Origin of the sequence: Streptomyces sp. SPB074 (assembly GCF_000154905.1) — a bacterium.
Lineage (GTDB): Bacteria > Actinomycetota > Actinomycetes > Streptomycetales > Streptomycetaceae > Streptomyces.
In genome coordinates this window covers 2368724-2387514 of record NZ_GG770539.1, presented here as the reverse complement: position 1 = coordinate 2387514, position 18791 = coordinate 2368724, and the positions used below count along the sequence as shown (strand labels likewise).

The 18791-nt window shown below is 73.6% G+C and carries 18 protein-coding genes and 1 pseudogene; 15 read left to right on the top strand and 4 right to left on the bottom strand.

The window, feature by feature from the left end; genetic code table 11:
- The 4 genes and pseudogenes from SSBG_RS09730 to SSBG_RS09715 all read left to right on the top strand — a co-directional run.
- A partial coding sequence (locus SSBG_RS09730; RefSeq protein WP_037869368.1) for an acyltransferase family protein occupies positions 1 to 1028 on the top strand: 1028 nt, incomplete at its 5' end.
- 348 nt (positions 1029 to 1376) lie between these two features.
- Positions 1377 to 2466: pseudogene (locus SSBG_RS09725) on the top strand (uroporphyrinogen-III synthase).
- 154 nt (positions 2467 to 2620) lie between these two features.
- A complete protein-coding gene (locus tag SSBG_RS09720; RefSeq protein ID WP_037869366.1) occupies positions 2621 to 3217 on the top strand; it encodes a CGNR zinc finger domain-containing protein in 597 nt (198 codons plus the stop codon).
- A 141-nt stretch (positions 3218 to 3358) separates the two neighbouring features.
- The gene (locus SSBG_RS09715; RefSeq protein ID WP_008745995.1) at positions 3359 to 5731 is read left to right on the top strand and encodes a HelD family protein; all 2373 of its coding nucleotides are present in this window, start codon (positions 3359 to 3361) and stop codon (positions 5729 to 5731) included.
- Between the two features lie 3 nt (positions 5732 to 5734).
- Here SSBG_RS09715 and SSBG_RS09710 read toward each other — a convergent pair whose 3' ends face one another.
- Both SSBG_RS09710 and SSBG_RS09705 read right to left on the bottom strand, forming a co-directional pair.
- Positions 5735 to 6040: a DUF6087 family protein gene (locus SSBG_RS09710; protein ID WP_008745994.1), complete on the bottom strand. Its 306-nt coding sequence runs from the start codon at positions 6038 to 6040 to the stop codon at positions 5735 to 5737.
- Between the two features lie 43 nt (positions 6041 to 6083).
- Positions 6084 to 6569 (bottom strand): hypothetical protein, encoded by a 486-nt coding sequence (locus SSBG_RS09705; protein ID WP_037869364.1) that lies wholly within the window; start codon positions 6567 to 6569, stop codon positions 6084 to 6086.
- Between the two features lie 316 nt (positions 6570 to 6885).
- On the opposite strand from SSBG_RS09705, the gene SSBG_RS09700 reads away from it, so the two are divergent.
- The 6 genes from SSBG_RS09700 to SSBG_RS09675 all read left to right on the top strand — a co-directional run bounded on the left by SSBG_RS09700 (position 6886) and on the right by SSBG_RS09675 (position 10288).
- Positions 6886 to 7665 (top strand): helix-turn-helix domain-containing protein, encoded by a 780-nt coding sequence (locus SSBG_RS09700; RefSeq protein WP_050776746.1) that lies wholly within the window; start codon positions 6886 to 6888, stop codon positions 7663 to 7665.
- A complete protein-coding gene (locus SSBG_RS09695) occupies positions 7662 to 7865 on the top strand; it encodes a DUF397 domain-containing protein (protein WP_008745991.1) in 204 nt (67 codons plus the stop codon). The genes SSBG_RS09700 and SSBG_RS09695 overlap by 4 nt, the downstream gene beginning before the upstream one ends.
- Positions 7866 to 7973: 108 nt before the next feature.
- Complete coding sequence (locus SSBG_RS09690) at positions 7974 to 8159, top strand: DUF397 domain-containing protein (protein ID WP_008745990.1); 186 nt, start codon at positions 7974 to 7976, stop codon at positions 8157 to 8159.
- 17 nt (positions 8160 to 8176) lie between these two features.
- Positions 8177 to 8377, top strand: coding sequence for a DUF397 domain-containing protein (locus SSBG_RS09685; protein ID WP_008745989.1), 201 nt, complete (start codon positions 8177 to 8179; stop codon positions 8375 to 8377).
- Between the two features lie 93 nt (positions 8378 to 8470).
- On the top strand, positions 8471 to 9598 hold the full coding sequence (locus SSBG_RS09680; protein ID WP_008745988.1) for an AAA family ATPase: 1128 nt from the start codon (positions 8471 to 8473) through the stop codon (positions 9596 to 9598).
- 9 nt (positions 9599 to 9607) lie between these two features.
- A complete protein-coding gene (locus tag SSBG_RS09675; protein WP_008745987.1) occupies positions 9608 to 10288 on the top strand; it encodes a DUF4276 family protein in 681 nt (226 codons plus the stop codon).
- Between the two features lie 307 nt (positions 10289 to 10595).
- Here SSBG_RS09675 and SSBG_RS35710 read toward each other — a convergent pair whose 3' ends face one another.
- Entirely contained in the window at positions 10596 to 11564 is a 969-nt protein-coding gene (locus tag SSBG_RS35710; RefSeq protein ID WP_324603498.1) for an NADP-dependent oxidoreductase, read from the bottom strand.
- Positions 11565 to 11935: 371 nt separating this feature from the next.
- Between SSBG_RS35710 and SSBG_RS09665 the strand changes: the two genes are divergently transcribed.
- Positions 11936 to 13390, top strand: coding sequence for an NAD-dependent malic enzyme (locus tag SSBG_RS09665; RefSeq protein ID WP_008745985.1), 1455 nt, complete (start codon positions 11936 to 11938; stop codon positions 13388 to 13390).
- 471 nt (positions 13391 to 13861) lie between these two features.
- Entirely contained in the window at positions 13862 to 14143 is a 282-nt protein-coding gene (locus SSBG_RS09660; RefSeq protein WP_008745984.1) for an HU family DNA-binding protein, read from the top strand.
- Between the two features lie 197 nt (positions 14144 to 14340).
- On the opposite strand, the gene murA is transcribed toward SSBG_RS09660, so the two are convergent.
- Positions 14341 to 15681, bottom strand: coding sequence for a UDP-N-acetylglucosamine 1-carboxyvinyltransferase (gene murA / locus SSBG_RS09655; protein WP_008745983.1), 1341 nt, complete (start codon positions 15679 to 15681; stop codon positions 14341 to 14343).
- Positions 15682 to 15932: 251 nt separating this feature from the next.
- Here murA and SSBG_RS09650 point away from each other — a divergent pair, with 251 nt between their 5' ends.
- The 3 genes from SSBG_RS09650 to SSBG_RS09640 all read left to right on the top strand — a co-directional run bounded on the left by SSBG_RS09650 (position 15933) and on the right by SSBG_RS09640 (position 18789).
- Positions 15933 to 16505 carry a YqgE/AlgH family protein gene (locus tag SSBG_RS09650; RefSeq protein ID WP_037869361.1) on the top strand — a complete coding sequence of 191 codons (573 nt, stop codon included), beginning with the start codon at positions 15933 to 15935 and terminating at the stop codon, positions 16503 to 16505.
- Positions 16506 to 16557: 52 nt separating this feature from the next.
- Positions 16558 to 16851, top strand: coding sequence for a DUF3039 domain-containing protein (locus tag SSBG_RS09645; protein WP_008745981.1), 294 nt, complete (start codon positions 16558 to 16560; stop codon positions 16849 to 16851).
- A 183-nt stretch (positions 16852 to 17034) separates the two neighbouring features.
- On the top strand, positions 17035 to 18789 hold the full coding sequence (locus tag SSBG_RS09640; RefSeq protein ID WP_078491260.1) for a beta-N-acetylhexosaminidase: 1755 nt from the start codon (positions 17035 to 17037) through the stop codon (positions 18787 to 18789).
- Positions 18790 to 18791 lie beyond the last annotated feature (2 nt).

The window sequence follows — 18791 nt, the reverse complement described above, 5'->3', positions numbered from 1 at the left end:
GCGTCGTCTTCCCGTCCATGGGCGTGATGTTCGCGCTCGCGGGCTCGCTCATGGCGCGTTCGCTCGCCCGCCCGGCGGCGTCCGTGATCCGGGGCCGCCTGCGGCGGCTGCTGCCCCCGCTGTGGCTCTTCGCCGCGCTCCTCGTCCCCGCGATGCTGTACGCGGGCTGGCGCGCCCCGCGCGGCGAGGGCTTCGGCTGGTGGCTGCGCCTGGCCACGTACGTCGTCCCGGTCGGCGCGCCCCCGTACCCCGAGAGCCTGGGCGCGGCGGGCGGCCGGCTCGAACAGAGCTGGGCGGACGAGGCGGCGGGGCCGCTGTGGTACCTGCGCGCCTACCTGTGGTTCGTGGTGGCCTCGCCCCTGCTCCTCAAGGCCCTGCGCCGCGCCCCGTGGCCGACGTTCCTCGCCCCCGTCGCGCTGACCGCCGTGATCGGCACGGGAGTGGTCGGCATCCCCGGCGAGACGGGCCTCGCGCTCACCGACTTCGCGCAGTTCGGGAGCTGCTGGGTGCTCGGCATGGCGTACCAGGAAGGGCTGACGCGGAAGGTCCCGCGCTATCTCGCCGTCTCGCTCTCCGGTTTCCTCATGGCCTTCGGCCTGTGGTGGGCGCTCGGCCACGCGGGCGAGGGCGGCATCGACCTCAACGACATCCCGCTCGCGCAGGCCACGTGGTCGCTCGGCTTCACGGTGATCCTCTTCCAGTACGCGCCCTCCTGGCAGGCGCTCCCGGGCCGCCTCGCCCGCCTCGACCGCTTCGTCACCCTGACCAACAACCGGGCGGTCACGATCTACCTGTGGCACAACCTGCTCATCCTCGCCACCGTTCCGCTCATCGACCTCCTGTGGCGGCTCCCCGTCTCCGACGGCGCCTTCGGGACGTTCCTGGGCGACACGTACGCGGGGTGGATGTTCCTGGCGGTCTGGCCGCTGCTCGCGCTCGCGATCGTGCTCCTCGGCTGGGTCGAGGACGTGGCGGCGAAGCGGCGGCCGAGGCTCTGGCCGGACGGCGGCGGGCGGCGCCGCGCGTAGGCCCCCCGCACCCGCTCCGCCGGTCCCGCGCCGCCCCCGCCTCGTATACCACCGCGCCCCTTCGCCGCCCGCCGTAACGCCCGCGACATACGCTGTGCACCGCGCCGGCACCTGCCCTTGGCAGGCTGACGCGCCCCCGGCGCCGGGCCGGGGGAGGACCGGGCGGGCGGGGAACGGCGGTATGGGGAGCGTACGGGGCACGACGGCCGTACTGGGCGGGCGCACACGGACGGCACGGCACCGCCCCTGGGCGGACCGCCGGTGCCAGCTCCCGACACGCGGAGGTCGCGACGCCACCCCGCACGCGGGCGGCCCCGCCTCCGCTCCGCGCCCGGAGCGCGAGGGCCCCTGACGGGGTTCACCGTCGCCGTCACCGCCGACCGCCGTGCCCGGTGACCTCCTCGCGCTGCTCCGCCGCCGGGGCGCCCGCGTGCTCCACGGCCCCGCCATGCGGACGGTCCCGCTGGAGGACGACGCCGAACTGCGCGCCCTCACCGGGGAACTGCTCGCGCGGCCGCCCCACCTCGTCATCGGCACCACCGCCGTCGGGCTGCGCGGCTGGTTCGCGGCGGCCGAGAACTGGGGACTGGGCGAAGAGCTGACCGACGTCCTGCGCGGGGCACGGCTGCTGGCGCGCGGGCCCAAGGTGCGGGGCGCCCTGCGCGCGGCGGGGCTCGCCGACGAGTGGTCGCCCGCCTCCGAGTCCATGGCCGAAGTCCTCGACCACCTGCGGACGTTCGACCTGCGCGGCGCGCGCGTCGCGGTCCAGCTCCACGGCGACCCGCTGCGCGAGTTCCGTACCGCCCTCACCGACGCGGGGGCCGAGGTCCTCGCCGTCCCCGTCTACCGCTGGCTGCCGCCCGAGGACCCCGCCCCGCTCGACCGCCTCCTCGACGCGGTCCTCGCGGGCACCGTGGACGCCCTCCCGTTCACGAGCGCCCCGGCCGCCCTCGCGCTCGTCGCCCGCGCGGAGACCCGTGGGGTACGGGACCAACTCCTGGACGCACTGCGGGAATCCGTGCTCGTCGCCTGCGTCGGTCCCGTCACGGCGGCCCCCCTCCAGGCCCTCGGCATCCCCACCGTGTCCCCCGAGCGCTTCCGGCTCGCCCCGCTCGTGGACCTCCTGTGCGACGAACTGCCCGCCCGCGCGCCGGAACTGCGGGTGGCGGGCCATCTCCTCTCCCCGCGCGGCGACACGGCGCTCATCGACGGCGAGCCGCGCCCCCTGCCGCCCGCGAGCGCGGCCCTCCTGCGCCGCCTCGCCGCACAGCCGGGCCGCGTCGTCCCCCGTACCGAACTCCTCCGGGCCCTCCCCGGGCCCGGCGGCGACCCGCACGCCGTGGACTCCGCGATCAGCCGCCTGCGCACGGCGCTCGGCACGCCCGGCCTCGTCCAGACGGTCGTGAAGCGCGGCTACCGCCTCGCCGTCGAGCCGTAACCATCCCGCCGGGAACACCCGCGCGCGAAAGCGCCCGCGCCGCCACGGCGGCCCCTTCCCTCCGCCGCCCACTTCCCGTACGCCGCCGCCCCCGGCACCCTGGTGTCGCGCACCCCCCCCGCGCTGGCCCCCACCCTCTCGGCGGTGAGACGAAATGTCGCTGCTCCCCGTGGCTCCCGCGCCGTTCCGGTACGACGCCGGGCGGCCCTGTCTGGACCTGCTCGCGACCGGGCACCCCGCCGAACGGCTCGTGACGGGCGAGGACGTCGTCGGCTGGTGCGTCGGCGCGGGCCTGCTGCCCGCGCGCGGACCGCTCCCGCAGCCGCAAGCGCACTGGCCGGCGGCGGTACGGGAGGTACGGGGCCACCTGGGCCTGCTCGTGGACGCGAGCCTCGCGGGCCGCCGCGCCCCGCTCTCGCTGGACCGCCTCAACGCGGCGGCGCTCGCGGCCCCGCCCGTCCCGCAGGCCGCCCGGGCCCGCGACGGCCGCCTCGTCGCGGCGCTCCACTCGGCGCCGACGCTCTCCGCGCTCCTCTCCCTCCTCGCCCGCGACACCCTCACGCTCCTCACCGACCCCGCCCGCGCGCCGCTGCTGCGCCGCTGCGAGGGCGAGGGCTGCCCCCTCGTCTACCTCGACACCTCACGCGGCCAGCGCCGCCGCTGGTGCTCCAGCGAAACCTGCGGCAACCGCGAACGCGTCGCCCGCCACCGCAGGCGCACCACCCAGAGATCCAGCCCCTCCGGCAAGTGAGGCGCGGGGTGCGGGGCGGAGCCCCCGCGACGGCGCACCCGCCCGAACGTGCCTCCCGGCGCAAAGGCGAGCCCCCTCCCGTCCCCCGACGGGGTTGCCGTACGGTAGACGGCTGCTCAGCACCACCAGAAGGGGGCCTCCGTGGCCGATACACGCGACCACGAGATCAGCGTCGAACAAGCGCACCTCGACCGCGCCTACCGCCGTCTCCTGGAGAAGATCGACGAGGCCGAGTTCCTGATGCGCGACGCGGCCAGGCTCGGCCACGTCGGCACCCCCGGCGCCCTCGCGGAGCGCGACGCGCAGGTCCACCGCGCCGGAGTGCACCTCAACCGCCTGAACAACGAGTTCGAGGACTTCGTCTTCGGCCGCATCGACCTCCTCGCGGGCAAGGACGGCAAGAAGGGCCCGGACGGCGCCTACACGGCCGTCGAGGTCGCCGAGAACGCCATCGCCCCCGACCGGACGGCCGCCATCGCGGAGACGCTGCACATCGGCCGCATCGGCGTGCTGGACACCGACTACAGCCCTCTCGTCATCGACTGGCGCGCCCCCGCCGCCGCCCCCTTCTACCGCTCCACCCCCGTCGCGCCCGGCCGCGTCGTGCGCCGCCGCGTCATCCGCACCAAGGGCCGCCGCGTCCTGGGTGTCGAGGACGACCTCATGCGCCCCGAGCTGACCGCGTTCCTGGACGGCGCGCCGCTCCCGGTCGTGGGCGACGGCGCGCTGATGGCCGCCCTCGGGCGCTCGCGCGGGCACGCGATGCACGACATCGTGGCCTCGATCCAGGCCGAGCAGGACATGGTCATCCGCGCCCCCGCCGCCTCCGTGACGCTGGTCGAGGGCGGCCCCGGCACGGGCAAGACGGCCGTCGCGCTGCACCGCGCCGCCTACCTCCTCTACCAGGACCGCAGGCGCTACGCGGGCGGCATCCTCATCGTCTCGCCGACGCCGCTGCTCGTCGCGTACACCGAGGGCGTGCTGCCCTCGCTCGGCGAGGAGGGCCAGGTCGCGATCCGCGCGCTCGGCGACCTCGCCGACGACGCGGCCGGCCCCGGCGGGGCGAGCGCGTACGACTCCCCGGCCGTCGCGCGCGTGAAGGGCAGCGCCCGCATGGGCGGCGTCCTGCGCCGCGCGGCGAGGGGAACGCTCGACCTGCCGGTCACCCGCCCCGCCTCGGCCGCGGAACAGGGCGAGGCCGACGGCCAGCTCACGCTCGCCGCCCCCGGCCAGCCCGTCCCGCCCCCCGAGAGCCTGCGCGTCGTCGCCTTCGGCCGCCGCGTCGAACTCGGCCCCGACGTGCTCAAGTCCGTCCGGCGCACGGCTCTTTCGGGCGCCGGACCGGTCAACTACCTGCGCCCGCGCGCCCGCCGTCTGCTCCTGGACGCCCTGTGGGAGCGCTCCGGGGGCGCGGCCCGCCACCACGACCCCGAGCTGGCGGCGGAGTTGAGGTCGGCCTTTGACGAGGACATCACCTCGGAGGACTCGTTCACGGAGTTCATGGACGCGTGGTGGCCCGAGCTGAGGCCGCGTCGCGTGCTCGCCGCGATGGCCTCGGAGCGACGGCTCGGGCGCTGGTCGCGCCGCGTGCTCGACCAGGGCGAGGTGCGGCGCGTGGCGAAGTCGCTGCGGCGCCTGGACCCCGAGACGGGCGCGGGTCCGCTCTCGGTCCACGACGTGGCGCTGCTCGACGAGCTGCACGCCGTCCTCGGCGCCCCCGCCCCGCCGAAGCGCCCCCGCGCCTACGACGCGCTCGCCGAGCTGACCGGCGTGGAGGAGCTGATGCCGCAGCGCGAGGAGAGCCGCCGCGAACGCGCCGAACGCCTCGCGAGCGAACGCACGGAGTACGCGCACGTCATCGTGGACGAGGCGCAGGACCTCACGCCGATGCAGTGGCGGATGGTCGGCCGCCGGGGCCGCCACGCGACCTGGACCGTGGTCGGCGACCCGGCCCAGTCCTCGTGGCCGGACCCGGAGGAGGCCGCCGCCGCGCGCGACGAAGCCCTTGGTACGCGCCCGCGCCGCCGCTTCACGCTCACGGTCAACTACCGCAACCCGGCGGAGGTCGCGGCCGTCGCCAACCAGGTCCTGGCCCTCGCGATGCCCGGCACCGAGCCCCCGCGCGCGGTCCGCTCCACGGGCCTCGCCCCCCGCTACGTCGTCGCGGCGGACGGCGGCGGCCTGGCGGCGACCGTCCGCGCCGAGACGGAACGCCTGCTCGGGGAGGTGGAGGGCACGATCGGCGTCGTGGTGGCGATGAACCGCCGCGCGGAGGCGGCGCGCTGGCTGGCGGACCTGGGCCCGCGCGTCGTGGCGCTGGGCAGCCTGGAGGCGAAGGGCCTGGAGTACGACGCGACCCTGGTCGCCGCCCCGGCGGAGATCGCCGAGGAGTCCGTCGTGGGCCTCCGCGTCCTCTACGTGGCCCTGACCCGCGCGACCCAACGCCTCACGGTCGTCGCGGGCGACCGCGACGCCCCGGACGAGAACGGGGTCCCCGACCTGCTGCGGGACTGAGGTCTACGGGGGCGGCTTCCGGTGCCGCCCCCGCCCGGAGCGGAGAGCCCCCGGGGACTCCTCCGCCGGGCACGCGGGCGGCTCCTCCACGGGCGGACGGACCAGCCGCAACGCCGCCGCGAGGTCCGGCGTCACCGCGAACGCCTCCCACGCGCAGCCGCTCCACCGCTCCACGACCCGGGGCTCCCCGGGCCGCACATGCGCTCCGCCCGCCCGCCGGCCCTCGTACAGCGGTACGACCCTGAGCCGCCCGACCGGTTCGTCGCGCCGCGCGGCCCATGCGGCCAGTGGTTCCTCTTCCTCGCTCATTCGCCCGAGTCTGTCCCGCCCGGGCCGCATCCGGCGATCCCCCTCAGGGGTGACGCCCCGCCGCCCGCTCCTCGCACCGCTCCGCGAGCCGCCGCACCCCGCTCGCCAGCAAACGGATGTGCGCGAAGCGCTCCCAGGCCGGAGTGGCGCGGGTCGGCTGCCGCTCCGGGCCGAGCAGATCCTGTACGTACGCGACGAGCGCCGCCATCGCGCGGTCGTCCCCGTACCCGGGCAGCCCCAGGAGCAACCACGCCGAGGCGTGCGCGAGTTGCGCCATCACGCTCCGCAGTTCGGGGATCGTGGTCGTCCCGAGCCCGAGCGAGAGCCCGCGCCTGCTCGCGGCCACGGCCTCCCCGAGCCCCCGCCGCCACTCGTCCTCCGCGCACGGCAGCCCCCCGGCGCCCAGCTGCCAGTAGAGCGCGACGACTTCGTAGGCCACCCCGATATCGGTCGTGAACATCTCCCCGATGGCCTGATCCGCACCCCCGGCCCGAGCGGTGCGCCGCTCCTCCCCGACTCTCCCGCTCACCGTCCCTCCTCCCCGTGCGGGTGCCGCCGCGCGAGCACCCGGCAGTCGGCCGCCCGCGAGTGGTCCTGCCGCGCCTCGGCCTCCGCCTCCTCCCGCCTCAACCGCTGACAGACCGGACAACTGGCAGGCGGGGGCGCCTCGTTCAATTCGCGAATATGCACGGACCGCGTTCCTTCCCGAGTGATGATTCGGTGGATCGCTACCCACGGTGCCCGTTCCGTGACTAGCTTGGCCAGCGGACGCCGTCGCTCCTTCCTGGGCAACGAAGGGGACATGCGGGGTGCATATGCCAGAGCTGAAAAGTGAGCCCACACCGGTGAGCCTGCGCAAGATTGTGGCCATCTTCCGCCGGGAACGGGGCCTGAGCCTCCAACAGGTCGCGGACGGAGCGAAGATCGACCGCAGCTACGTGCACCGGCTGGAGAGCGGCGACCGGGCCTCACCGGGAGTGAGGGTCGTCCAGGCCCTGGACGACTTCTACGAGGCGGACGGCCTGGTGGTGGGAGCGTGGCTGCTGGAGCAGGAGGGCCTGTACCGCGACCGGTACGCGCGATTCAAGGCGGCGGAGGCGCGGGCGACGATCCAGCACAAGTACATGCTCGCGATTCCCGGGCTTCTGCAAACCGAGGCGTACGCGCGGGCCGTGCTTTCCGCCGATCCGATGGTGACTGAGGACGATGTTGATCGTCTGGTAGTCGAGCGGATGGAGCGTAAGGAGATTTTGCATCGGCAGCCCTCCCCTCACGTGCGTGTCATCTTGGATGAGGTCGCTCTACTGCGGCGCCCATCCGATCTCGCTGTGTGGCGGGAACAGCTCCGCCATCTCACCGAGGCCGCACAGATGCCAGCGATAGTGCTCCAACTGCTGCCGGTCACCGAGGGGGTGCATGACCTCATGGGCGGAAGCCTGACGCTCTTGTGGGCAGATGACGGCACGGCCGTGGCCTATGTGGAAGGAAACAAGCACGGCCAACTCATCGACGATCCAGACGAGGTCGGGGCGCTGCGGCTGTCCTACGATGGCGTACGCGACAAGGCACTTAGCCCCACGGCAACGCTTGAGAAGCTGCGCCACCTCTTGGAGGAGTCTGAATGAACGCCGTACCCGCCAACTCCCTCCCGGTCGCTTGGCGCAAGTCCTCGTACAGCAACGGCGGGGACGCCAACTGCGTCGAGATCGGCCTCGGTCACCCCACCGCCGTCCCGGTCCGCGACTCCAAGGTCCCTGCCGGTCCCGCGCTCCTCGTCTCGCCGGAGGCGTTCTCCGCGCTGATCGACGCGGTCGCGACCCGCTGACCCACCGCCGAAGCCCGCCGCCCCGGAAGCCGGGACGGCGGGCTTCGCCGTGCGAAGAGGTGGGCAGACATCCGTTGACCAGCCTCAGTCAACACACGGGAGCCCCCGATGCCCGAGCCCCCGACATGGCACAAGTCCTCCTACAGCGACGGCGGCGACGCCAACTGCGTGGAGGTCGCCTCCGGTCATCCCTCGGCGGTGCCGTTGCGTGATTCCAAGGTCCCGGCGGGCCCGGTGCTCCTGGTCTCGCCGGAGGCTTTCTCCGCACTGATCGCGACAGTGACCGCCCGCTGACCGGTAAGGGAGGCCCCATGTCCACCCCGCGACAACTCACCTGGCGCAAGTCTTCCTACAGCGATGGCGGCGACAACAACTGTGTCGAAGTCGCCGTCTCCGCTGTCCCCGGCGTGCTCCTGCTGCGCGACTCGAAGGTCCCGGCGGGCCCGGTCCTGCGGTTCTCGCCCCGGGCCTTCACCGCGTTCACGCGAGCCCGGCGCGACGCTCCGGCCTGAGCCGAGGCACCGGCCCTCCTCGTCACGGCGCGGCATTCGCCACCGGCGCCGCGCGCCCGCAGCCGTGCCCGGCCGCTCGCTACATTGAGGACCATGTCACACAGGGTCCGGCGCATCGCCGTCAGCGGTTACAAGTCGATCCATGAGGCTGAGCTGGCGCTGACCCCGGTCACCTTGCTGGTCGGTCCCAATGGAGCGGGCAAGTCCAATCTCATCGAGGCCGTCGAACTGCTCGGGCGCCTCGTGGACGGGGAACTGGGCATGGAGGTCGGACTGCGGGGCGGGCCGGCGGCCCTGCTTCACGACGGGGCGAAAGGGGCCAGGGGGATCGGGCTGCGGGTCGAGGCGGAGGACGACCACCTCGTGAACGCCTATGAGGCGGCGCTGGTGCCCTCGCACCGGGGAGATCTGATCTTCGACTCCGAGGCCGTGGAATTCCACGACACCTCGTACTCCGCGCAGCCTGTGAGGGACGAGCTCGGCCGAGGACACAGCGAGTCGCGCCTGGGCGACGCGGCGGACTCGGAAACGAGCGGAGAGGCTGCCGCCGCCCGGCACACGCTGGAGATCCTGCGGGGCTGCCGCGTCTACCACTTCGACGACACCACCCCCCGGGCACCGGTCAAGCAACCCGGCTACGCCTCCGATACGGAGGTCCTGCATCCGGACGCGGGCAACCTCGCCGCTTTCCTGCGCCGCGTGGGCGAGGAGGACCCCGCGGCCTACGAGCAGATCGCGCGTACGGTCCGTTCGGTCGCGCCCTTCTTCCGTGAATTCGTCCTGGCCGAGGACGCGACGGGGCGCGTGCTCCTCCGCTGGAAGCAGTACGGCTCGGACACCGTCTTCCCGCCCGACGCGCTCTCCGACGGAACGCTGCGCTTCATCTGCCTCGCCGTCCTCCTGCTCCAGCCGCACCCGCCCGCCCTGCTGGTGCTGGACGAACCCGAACTGGGTCTCCACCCCTTCGCCCTGACGGTCCTCGCGGAACTGTTCCGTTCGGCGTCCGCCCGCAGCCGGATTCTCGCCGCCACGCAGTCCGTGACCCTTCTGGACCAGTTCGGGCTGGAAGACATCGTCGTCGCGGAACGTGTGGACGGCTCCACGCGCCTGCACCGGCCCGAGCCGGAGGCGCTGGCCGCCTGGCTCGATGACTACTCACTCGGCGACCTGTGGTTGAAGAACCTGCTGGGCGGCCGTCCCCGCCCCGAGCGGCAGGGGTGAGGTCCTGCGATGCGCCAGATTCACGTACTGGTGGAGGGCGCGACCGAGGAGCGCCTGGTCCAGCGGGTTTTCGGGCCGGAACTGACCGCGTCGGACGTCTGGATCACGCCGGTCATGCTCAAGACCCGGCGGGCCGCCGGGCGTCCGCACGACAAGGGCGGAGTGAGCAAGTGGCCCAGGATCGAGCACGACATCCGGGGACTTCTGCGGAACTCGGCGCTTGACGCCGTCACAACGATGCTCGACCTTTACGGGCTTCCGTCCGGCACGCCCGGCCTCTCCGACGCCCCGGCCGGTGATCCCTACGCCCGTGTCGAACACGTCGAGGCGGCGATGGCCGAAGCGATCGGAGATCCGCGCTTCCTGCCGTTCCTCGCCCTCCACGAGACGGAGGCATGGGTGCTCGCCGCCGCCGAGGAGCTTGGCGAACTGATCGCGGCGCCACGGCTGGGCGGCACCTTGCGCTCCCAGGTGGTGGCCGCGGGCGGCCCCGAACTGGTCAACGGTGGTTCCGGCACGGCGCCCTCCAAACGCCTCCTGAAAGCCCACCCCGCGTACCGCAAGGTCGTGGACGGCCCGGACGCCGTCGAACTGCTCGGTCCGGACGCCCTGCGCGCGGCCTGTCCCCACCTCGACGGCTGGCTCAAGCGACTGGAACCGGGATCTGGACCGCAAGGCCGTCACGGGTGACGGGCGGCCTCCGCTGGACGCCGCCTCCGCTGCGAAGTGCCGCAGCCGGCAGCACATACGGGCGGTCACTCGGTGTCACTCGGAAAAAACCCGGCCGCCGGGAATTGTCCCGCCCTCAGGCTTTGTTACCTTGGACGTGGCACCGGCTCGATCCAAGCCCCCGGGCCCAACCATAGGCGCTTCGAGCGCCCACTTGCCGCGAGGCGAGCATGGCGGGCCGGTGTCGCAGACACAGGGCGGAGCCCCGGTCGCGGAGACGCGGCCGGGGCTTTGTCGTGCGTACGGCGGGCCGTCCGCGTACGGGCCGTCAGCGGCTCCCCTCCACCGCGACCAGCGTCCGCCCCGTGTGCCGTCCCGCCAGCAGGCCCGCGAACGCCTCCGGCACCGTCCCGAAGCCGTCCAGGCGGGTGTGCAGGCTCCGGACGCGGCCCTCGCGGACCCAGCCGCCCACCTCCGCCTCGAAGGCCGGGCGGCTCTCCTCGTGCTCCGTGACGGTGAAGCCGCGCAGGGTCAGTTCCTGGTAGATCATCCGCAGGTAGTTCGCCGGGCCGCGCACCCGCTCGCGCCCGTACCGCGAGGCCGCGCCGCAGAGCACCGCGCGGCCCCGGAAGCGCAGCGCCTCGATCGGGGCCTCCAACTGCGCGCCGCCCACGTTGTCGACGCACAGGTCCACGCCGTCGGGGGCCGCCGCGCGCAGCAGCTCGGTCGCCTCGCCCGCCCTGTGGTCGAAGGCGGCGTCCGCGCCCAGCGTGCCCGTCAGGAGCGCGACCTTCTCCGCCGAGCCCGCCGAGCCCGCCGAGCCCGCCGAGCCGACGACGCGCGCCCCGCGCGCCCGCGCGAACTGCACGGCGCGGCTCCCGACCCCGCCCGCCGCGCCCGACACGAAGACCGATTCGCCCGCCCGCACCGCGCCCACCGTGACCAGTCCCGTCCACGCCGCGAAGCCGACGTGGCCCAGAACGGTCAGGAACGTGTCCAGGCCGGTCGCCTCCGCGTCGTCGGGCAGGGCGCGCAGGTCCGCCGCCCGTACCGTTCCGCCGGTGCGCCAGGGGACCTTGCCGACCGCGAAGCCGCCCACCAGCAGGGCGGGCTCCGCCGAGGCCAGGATCTCCACGACCGCGTCGCTCTCCGGGACGTCGCCGGGGCCCAGCCCGGGGCCGTAGGCGGTGCCCGAGCCACCGATCCGGTGCGCCAGCCCGGCGTTGAGGCCCAGGCGGCGCAGGGCGTACCGCACCTCGCCCGGTCCCGGCGGGGTCGGCGCGGCGGCCGGGCGCACGGCGAAGGTGTCGGGCGTGACGCCCTCGGGGCCGGGGAGGGCGGCGAGGCGGACCTCGCGCGGCGCCTCGTGGGGGGGGGCTCGTGCTCATGAGCGGCGGGCTAACCCCGCCCGGGAGCGGCCCGGTGGGCGTGATCTCCCTCACTCGTACCGCAGAACGGAAACCGTATTCCGTCCTGCGATAGGATTTCAGGCCCTGACGCGGCGAAACTGTCGCAACCGCCGCACCCGGGCCCCTGAGGGCTGTAGGGAGGCCATTCGCGCCTACTTGCCAGTAGGTGCGACGATCGGTGCGCACGTCCGGCGGGTCGCCGCTCACCGCGGGTCACGACCGGTCGCAAAGAAACACCAGGTGGAAAGAGGAAGTCGGCATGGCAACGGCGCCCAGCGTCTCCTACTCGATGACGGTCCGTCTTGAGGTGCCCGCGAGCGGTACGGCGGTCTCCCAGCTCACGACGGCCGTCGAGTCCTCCGGGGGCTCGGTGACCGGCCTCGACGTGACCGCGTCGGGCCACGAGAAGCTCCGTATCGACGTCACCATCGCCGCCTCCTCCACGGCGCACGCCGACGAGATCGTCAGCAAGCTGCGCGGCATCGAGGGCGTGACCCTCGGCAAGGTCTCCGACCGTACGTTCCTCATGCACCTCGGCGGCAAGATCGAGATGCAGTCCAAGCACCCCATCCGCAACCGCGACGACCTCTCCATGGTCTACACGCCCGGCGTGGCGCGGGTCTGCATGGCGATCGCCGACAACCCCGAGGACGCCCGCCGCCTGACGATCAAGCGCAACTCCGTCGCGGTCGTCACCGACGGCTCCGCCGTGCTCGGCCTCGGCAACATCGGCCCGAAGGCCGCGCTGCCCGTCATGGAGGGCAAGGCGGCGCTCTTCAAGCGCTTCGCGGGCATCGACGCCTGGCCGCTGTGCCTGGACACGCAGGACACGGACGCGATCGTGGAGATCGTCAAGGCGATCGCCCCGGGCTTCGCCGGTATCAACCTGGAGGACATCTCCGCGCCGCGCTGCTTCGAGATCGAGGCCCGCCTGCGCGAGGCGCTCGACATCCCCGTCTTCCACGACGACCAGCACGGCACCGCCATCGTCGTGCTCGCCGCGCTCACCAACGCCCTCCGCGTCGTCGGCAAGGACATCGCGGACGTACGGGTCGTCATGTCGGGCGCCGGGGCCGCCGGTACGGCGATCCTCAAGCTCCTGCTCGCCGCCGGGGCCAAGCGCGCCGTCGTCGCCGACATCCACGGCGTCGTCCACTCCGGGCGCACCGACCTGGTCGACGCCGCGCCCGACTCGCCGCTGCGCTGGATCGCGGACAACACCAACCCGGAGAACCTCACCGGGACCCTCAAGGAGGCCGTGCGCGGCGCGGACGTCTTCATCGGCGTCTCGGCCCCGAACGTCCTCGACGGCGACGACGTCGCCGCGATGGCGGACGACGCGATCGTCTTCGCGCTCGCCAACCCCGACCCCGAGGTGGACCCGGGCGAGGCCCGCCGCACCGCCGCCGTCGTCGCCACCGGGCGTTCCGACTTCCCGAACCAGATCAACAACGTGCTGGTCTTCCCGGGTGTCTTCCGCGGCCTGCTCGACGCGCAGTCGCGCACCGTCAACACCGACATGATGCTCGCCGCCGCGACCGCGCTCGCCGATGTCGTGAGCGCCGACGAGCTGAACCGCAACTACATCATCCCCAGCGTCTTCAACGACAAGGTCGCGGGCGCGGTCGCCGGAGCGGTGCGCGACGCCGCCCGCGCGGCCGGCGAGTCGGCGGAGGGCGCCATGAGCGCCCCTGTCGCCCCCGTGACCGGCTGAACCGCAGGTCAGAGCCGGTGTGCTGCCCGTCCGGTACCGGACCGTACGGGGGGCGCACACCGGCGCGGAACCCGCCCGCGGCGGCCCCCGCGGGCGGGCTCCGGAGGCGGGACGGGACGCGCGAGGACCGTGCCGCCCCGGCGTGGCGGACGTGAGGCGCGCCACGCCGGACATCGGTCCGCGCCGAGCGGGCAGGCGTACGGTCGGCGCGTCGTGGATCGCCGCTCCCGCACCGGGCACCTAGGGTGTCGGGCACGAGACACGACACGCCCGCGGCGCCACGGGGGACCCGGATTGGCGTTCCCGCCGCAGGTGGGGGCAGGATGCCTCTCTGGGCGCGAGGGTTCGTAGAGCAGGACCCGGGTCCGGGGGACCTCGTGGACCCTGGCAGCATCGGCTTCGCTGTTGCCCAACACGCGGCAACGCCGCGTGGCACGCCTCAACGGCAAGAAGAACACGGGAGTACACAACATGAACCGCAGTGAGCTGGTGGCCGCCCTGGCCGACCGTGCCGAGGTGACCCGCAAGGACGCCGACGCCGTGCTGGCCGCGTTCGCCGAGGTGGTCGGTGACGTCGTCGCCAAGGGCGACGAGAAGGTCACCATCCCCGGCTTCCTGACCTTCGAGCGCACCCACCGTGCGGCTCGTACGGCGCGCAACCCGCAGACGGGCGAGCCGATCCAGATCGCCGCCGGTTACTCCGTGAAGGTGTCGGCGGGCTCGAAGCTCAAGGAAGCGGCGAAGGGGAAGTAAGGGGGCGGGTGGCCGTTCGCGGTCGTCGCACCCTCTTTGCCGGGGCGGGCCCCTTTGTGGGGCTCCGCCCCACACCCCGCTCCTCAATCGCCGGAGGGGCTTAGTTTGTGGTCGGGCTCGGTTGTCGGGCGCGGCGCAAAGAGGCAACGCGGAAGGGCGGCCACCCGTATGGGTGGGCGCCCTTCCGCATTCTCGTGCTACGCCAGGCCCTTGCTCGGCAGCTCCACCTTCGCCCCGAGGGCGACCAGCTTGTCCATGAAGTTCTCGTAGCCCCGGTTGATCAGGTCGATGCCGTGCACGTGGCTCGTGCCCTGGGCCGCGAGGGCGGCGATCAGGTACGAGAAGCCGCCGCGCAGGTCGGGGATGACGAGATCGGCGCCCTGGAGGCGCGTGGGGCCCGAGACGACGGCCGAGTGCAGGAAGTTGCGCTGCCCGAAGCGGCAGTCCGAACCGCCCAGGCACTCGCGGTACAGCTGGATCTGCGCGCCCATCTGGTTGAGCGCGGCCGTGAAGCCCAGGCGCGACTCGTAGACCGTCTCATGGACGATCGACAGGCCCGTGGCCTGCGTCAGGGCCACGACGAGGGGCTGCTGCCAGTCGGTCTGGAAACCCGGGTGGACGTCCGTCTCCAGCGCGATCGAGTGGAGTTTGCCGCCCGGGTGCCAGAAGCGGATGCCGTCGTCGTCGATCTCGAAGGCGCCGCCGACCTTCCGGTACGTGTTGAGGAACGTCATCATCGAGCGCTGCTGCGCCCCGCGCACGTAGATGTTGCCCTCGGTCGCGAGCGCCGCCGAGGCCCAGGACGCCGCCTCCAGGCGGTCGGCTAGCGCGCGGTGGCGGTAGCCGCCGAGCCGGTCCACACCGGTGATCCGGATGGTGCGGTCGGTGTCCATCGCGATGATGGCGCCCATCTTCTGGAGGACGCAGATGAGGTCCTCGATCTCGGGCTCCACCGCCGCGTTCGACAGCTCCGTCACGCCCTCGGCGAGCACCGCCGTGAGCAGCACCTGCTCGGTCGCGCCGACCGAGGGGTAGGGCAGCCGGATCTTCGTGCCGCGCAGCCGCTGCGGGGCCTCCAGGTACTGGCCGTCCGCGCGCTTCTCGATCCGGGCGCCGAACTGGCGCAGCACGTCGAAGTGGAAGTCGATCGGCCGGCCGCCGATGTCGCAGCCGCCGAGCCCGGGAATGAAGGCGTGGCCCAGGCGGTGCAGCAGCGGGCCGCAGAAGAGGATCGGGATGCGCGAGGAACCGGCGTGCGCGTCGATGTCGGCGACGTTCGCGCTCTCGACCCGTGTCGGGTCCAGGACCAGCTCGCCCGGCTCCTCGCCGGGGCGCACCGTCACCCCGTGGAGCTGGAGCAGCCCGCGCACGACCCGGACGTCACGGATGTCGGGCACATTGCCCAGCGTGCTCGGCTCGCTGCCGAGCAGCGCGGCGACCATGGCCTTGGGCACGAGGTTCTTCGCGCCTCTGACCCGGATCTCGCCCTCCAGCGGGGTTCCGCCGTGGACAAGCAGTACATCGTCGGTGACGGTCATCGATCTCGCGTTCCGGAGGAGGTGGGCAGGGCCGAAGCAAAGCGTAATCGCCCCGGGCGGCGGTCCGGCGTGCGTGAACGGGGCACAAAGCGTCATGAGTTCGCCACAACACGAACGGTTGGGAACCGAATGCGGTACGTCACCATGCGCGTGTCGTGCGCGGGGGACGCCTCCGTGCGCCCTGAGCTGCGGCGGCGAGCCCGCCGTGACCCACTCCCGGACCCATGCGCCGATGCGGGATCATGGCTGTCATGACCGGGGTGTCCTCGCTCACAGGGCGGCTGCTCGTCGCCACACCGGCCCTCGCGGACCCGAACTTCGCCCGCGCGGTCGTCCTCGTCCTCGACCACGACGCCGAGGGCACCCTCGGCGTGGTCCTCAACCGGCCGACGCCGGTGGACGTGGACGACATCCTGGCGGGCTGGGGCCCGCTCGCGGGCGCGCCCGGCGTCGTCTTCCAGGGCGGCCCCGTCCAGCTCGACTCCGCGCTCGGCGTCGCCGTCGTCCCCGGGGAGCCGGGCACCCGTTCGACGCCGCTGGGCTGGCGGCGCGTGTACGGGGCGATCGGCCTCGTGGACCTGGAGACCCCGCCCGAACTCCTCGCCGCCGCGCTCGGCGCGCTGCGGATCTTCGCCGGCTACGCGGGCTGGGGCCCCGGCCAGCTGGAGGACGAGCTGGAGGCGGGCGCCTGGTACGTCGTGGACGCCGAGCCCGGGGACATCTCGGCCGAGCGGCCGGAGGGACTGTGGCGCGAGGTGCTGCGCAGGCAGCGCGGAAGCCTGGCGATGATGGCGACGTACCCGGAGGACGCGAGCCTGAACTGAGGCCCCGCGGACGTTCCCGCCGGGGCCCTCCGCGTGGGTACCCTAGGAGCTTATGAGCACTCTTGAGCCCGAGCGCGGTGGCAGCACCTCCACTCTTGTCGAACCGGTCCCGCAGACCTCGCACGGGGACGGCGACCACGAGCGGTTCGCCCACTATGTCCAGAAGGACAAGATCATGGCGAGCGCGCTCGACGGCACCCCCGTCGTCGCCCTGTGCGGCAAGGTCTGGGTGCCCGGGCGCGACCCGAAGAAGTACCCCGTGTGCCCCATGTGCAAGGAGATCTACGACTCCATGGGCCCCGGCGGCGACAACGGCAAGGACGGCAAGGGCGGCGGCAAGAAGTAGCCCCAGCCCCCACGCCCGCACGGCCAGGGTCCTCTTCTCATGCACGGACCCCCGCACCACCCGGCACCGGCCGGGCGGCGCGGGGGTTCTGTGCGTCGCGGGCCCGGCGGGCCGCTCCTCGTCCCCAAACCGGTCCCCTTCCGGGTCTTCGCATGTCAGCCGCCATCTGGTGGACTAGACCTCATGACCGGACCGCATCACTCGGAACCCGCGCCCGACGTCCCCGCGACCCCCGAAACCGCCGCAGCCGCGAGCGAGTCCGCCGCGCCCGGCGCCCTCGCCACCCTCCTGCCCGCCCCCCGCCGCCTCACCCCCGGGGACGGCACCCTCCGCCTCGACGCCGCCACCCGCCTCGACGCCGGACCCGGCACCACGACCGCCGCGCGCGCCCTGCGCCGCGACCTCGGCGTCCCGCTCGGCCTCGACTTCCCCGCCGACGGGGACGGCCCCGCCGTCCGCCTCCGGATCGAGGAGGGGCCGGAACTCGGCCCCGAGGCGTACGTCCTGACGATCGGCGCCGACGGCGTGCGGATCACCGGGGGAGGACCCGCCGGGGCCTACTACGGGGTCCAGACGCTCCGCCAGCTCGCCGGCCCCGCCGCCCTGCGCCGCGCCCCCCTCGCCGCCGCGACACCCACCGTCCCCGGCGCCGCGCCCGTGCCCGTACCCGCCCGGGGCGCGGAACTGCCGTACGCCCGGATCGAGGACGCCCCCCGCTTCGCCTGGCGCGGCCACCTCCTCGACGTCGCCCGGCACTTCCTGCCCAAGGACGGCGTGCTCCGCACGATCGACCTGCTCGCCGCGCACAAGCTCAACGTCCTGCACCTCCACCTCACCGACGACCAGGGCTGGCGCGTCGAGATCAAGCGCCACCCCAAGCTCACCGAGACCGGCGCCTGGCGCCCGCGCACCAAGCGCGGCCACCGCACCTCCGCCCTGTGGGACGAGATCCCGCACGGCGGCTACTACACGCAGGACGACCTCCGCGAGATCGTCGCCTACGCCGCCGAACGGCACCTCACCGTCGTCCCCGAGATCGACGTCCCCGGCCACTCGCAGGCCGCGATCGCCGCGTACCCGCACCTCGGCAACACCGACGTCATCGACACGAGCGCGCTCGGCGTCCTGGACACCTGGGGCGTCAACCCGAACGTCCTCGCTCCCACCGAAGAGGTCCTGCGTTTCTACGAGGAGGTGTTCACCGAGATCCTGGACGTCTTCCCGTCCACCTTCTTCCACATCGGCGGCGACGAGTGCCCCAAGGACCAGTGGAAGGCGTCGGAGACCGCGCAGAAACGCATCGCGGATCTCGGCGTGGCTGACGAGGACGGCCTCCAGAGCTGGTTCATCCGGCACTTCGACACCTGGCTCACCGCGCGCGGGCGCCGCCTCATCGGCTGGGACGAGATCCTGGAGGGCGGGCTCGCGCCCGGCGCCGCCGTCACCTCCTGGCGCGGCTACGCGGGCGGCATCACCGCCGCGCGCGCCGGGCACGACGTCGTCATGTGCCCCGAACAGCAGGTCTACCTCGACTTCCGGCAGGCCGAGGGCGAGGACGAGCCCGTCCCGATCGGCTGGGTACGGACCCTGGAGGACGTCTACCGCTTCGAGCCCGTGCCGCCGGAGCTGACCGAGGACGAGGCGCGGCACGTGCTCGGCGCCCAGGCCAACTCCTGGGCCGAGGTGATGGACAGCCAGGACCGCCGCGACTACCAGACCTTCCCGCGCCTCGCCGCGTTCGCCGAGGTCGTCTGGAGCGCACTCCCCGCCCCCGACGCGCGCGACTACGCGGACTTCCCACGGCGCATGGACGCGGCTCACTACGCCCGGCTCGACGCGCTCGGCGTCGCCTACCGGCCCAAGAACGGCCCGAAGCCCTGGCAGCGGCGCCCCGGCGTCGGCGGCTTCCCGAGGGAGGGCGCACCACCGCGCGTGTGAAG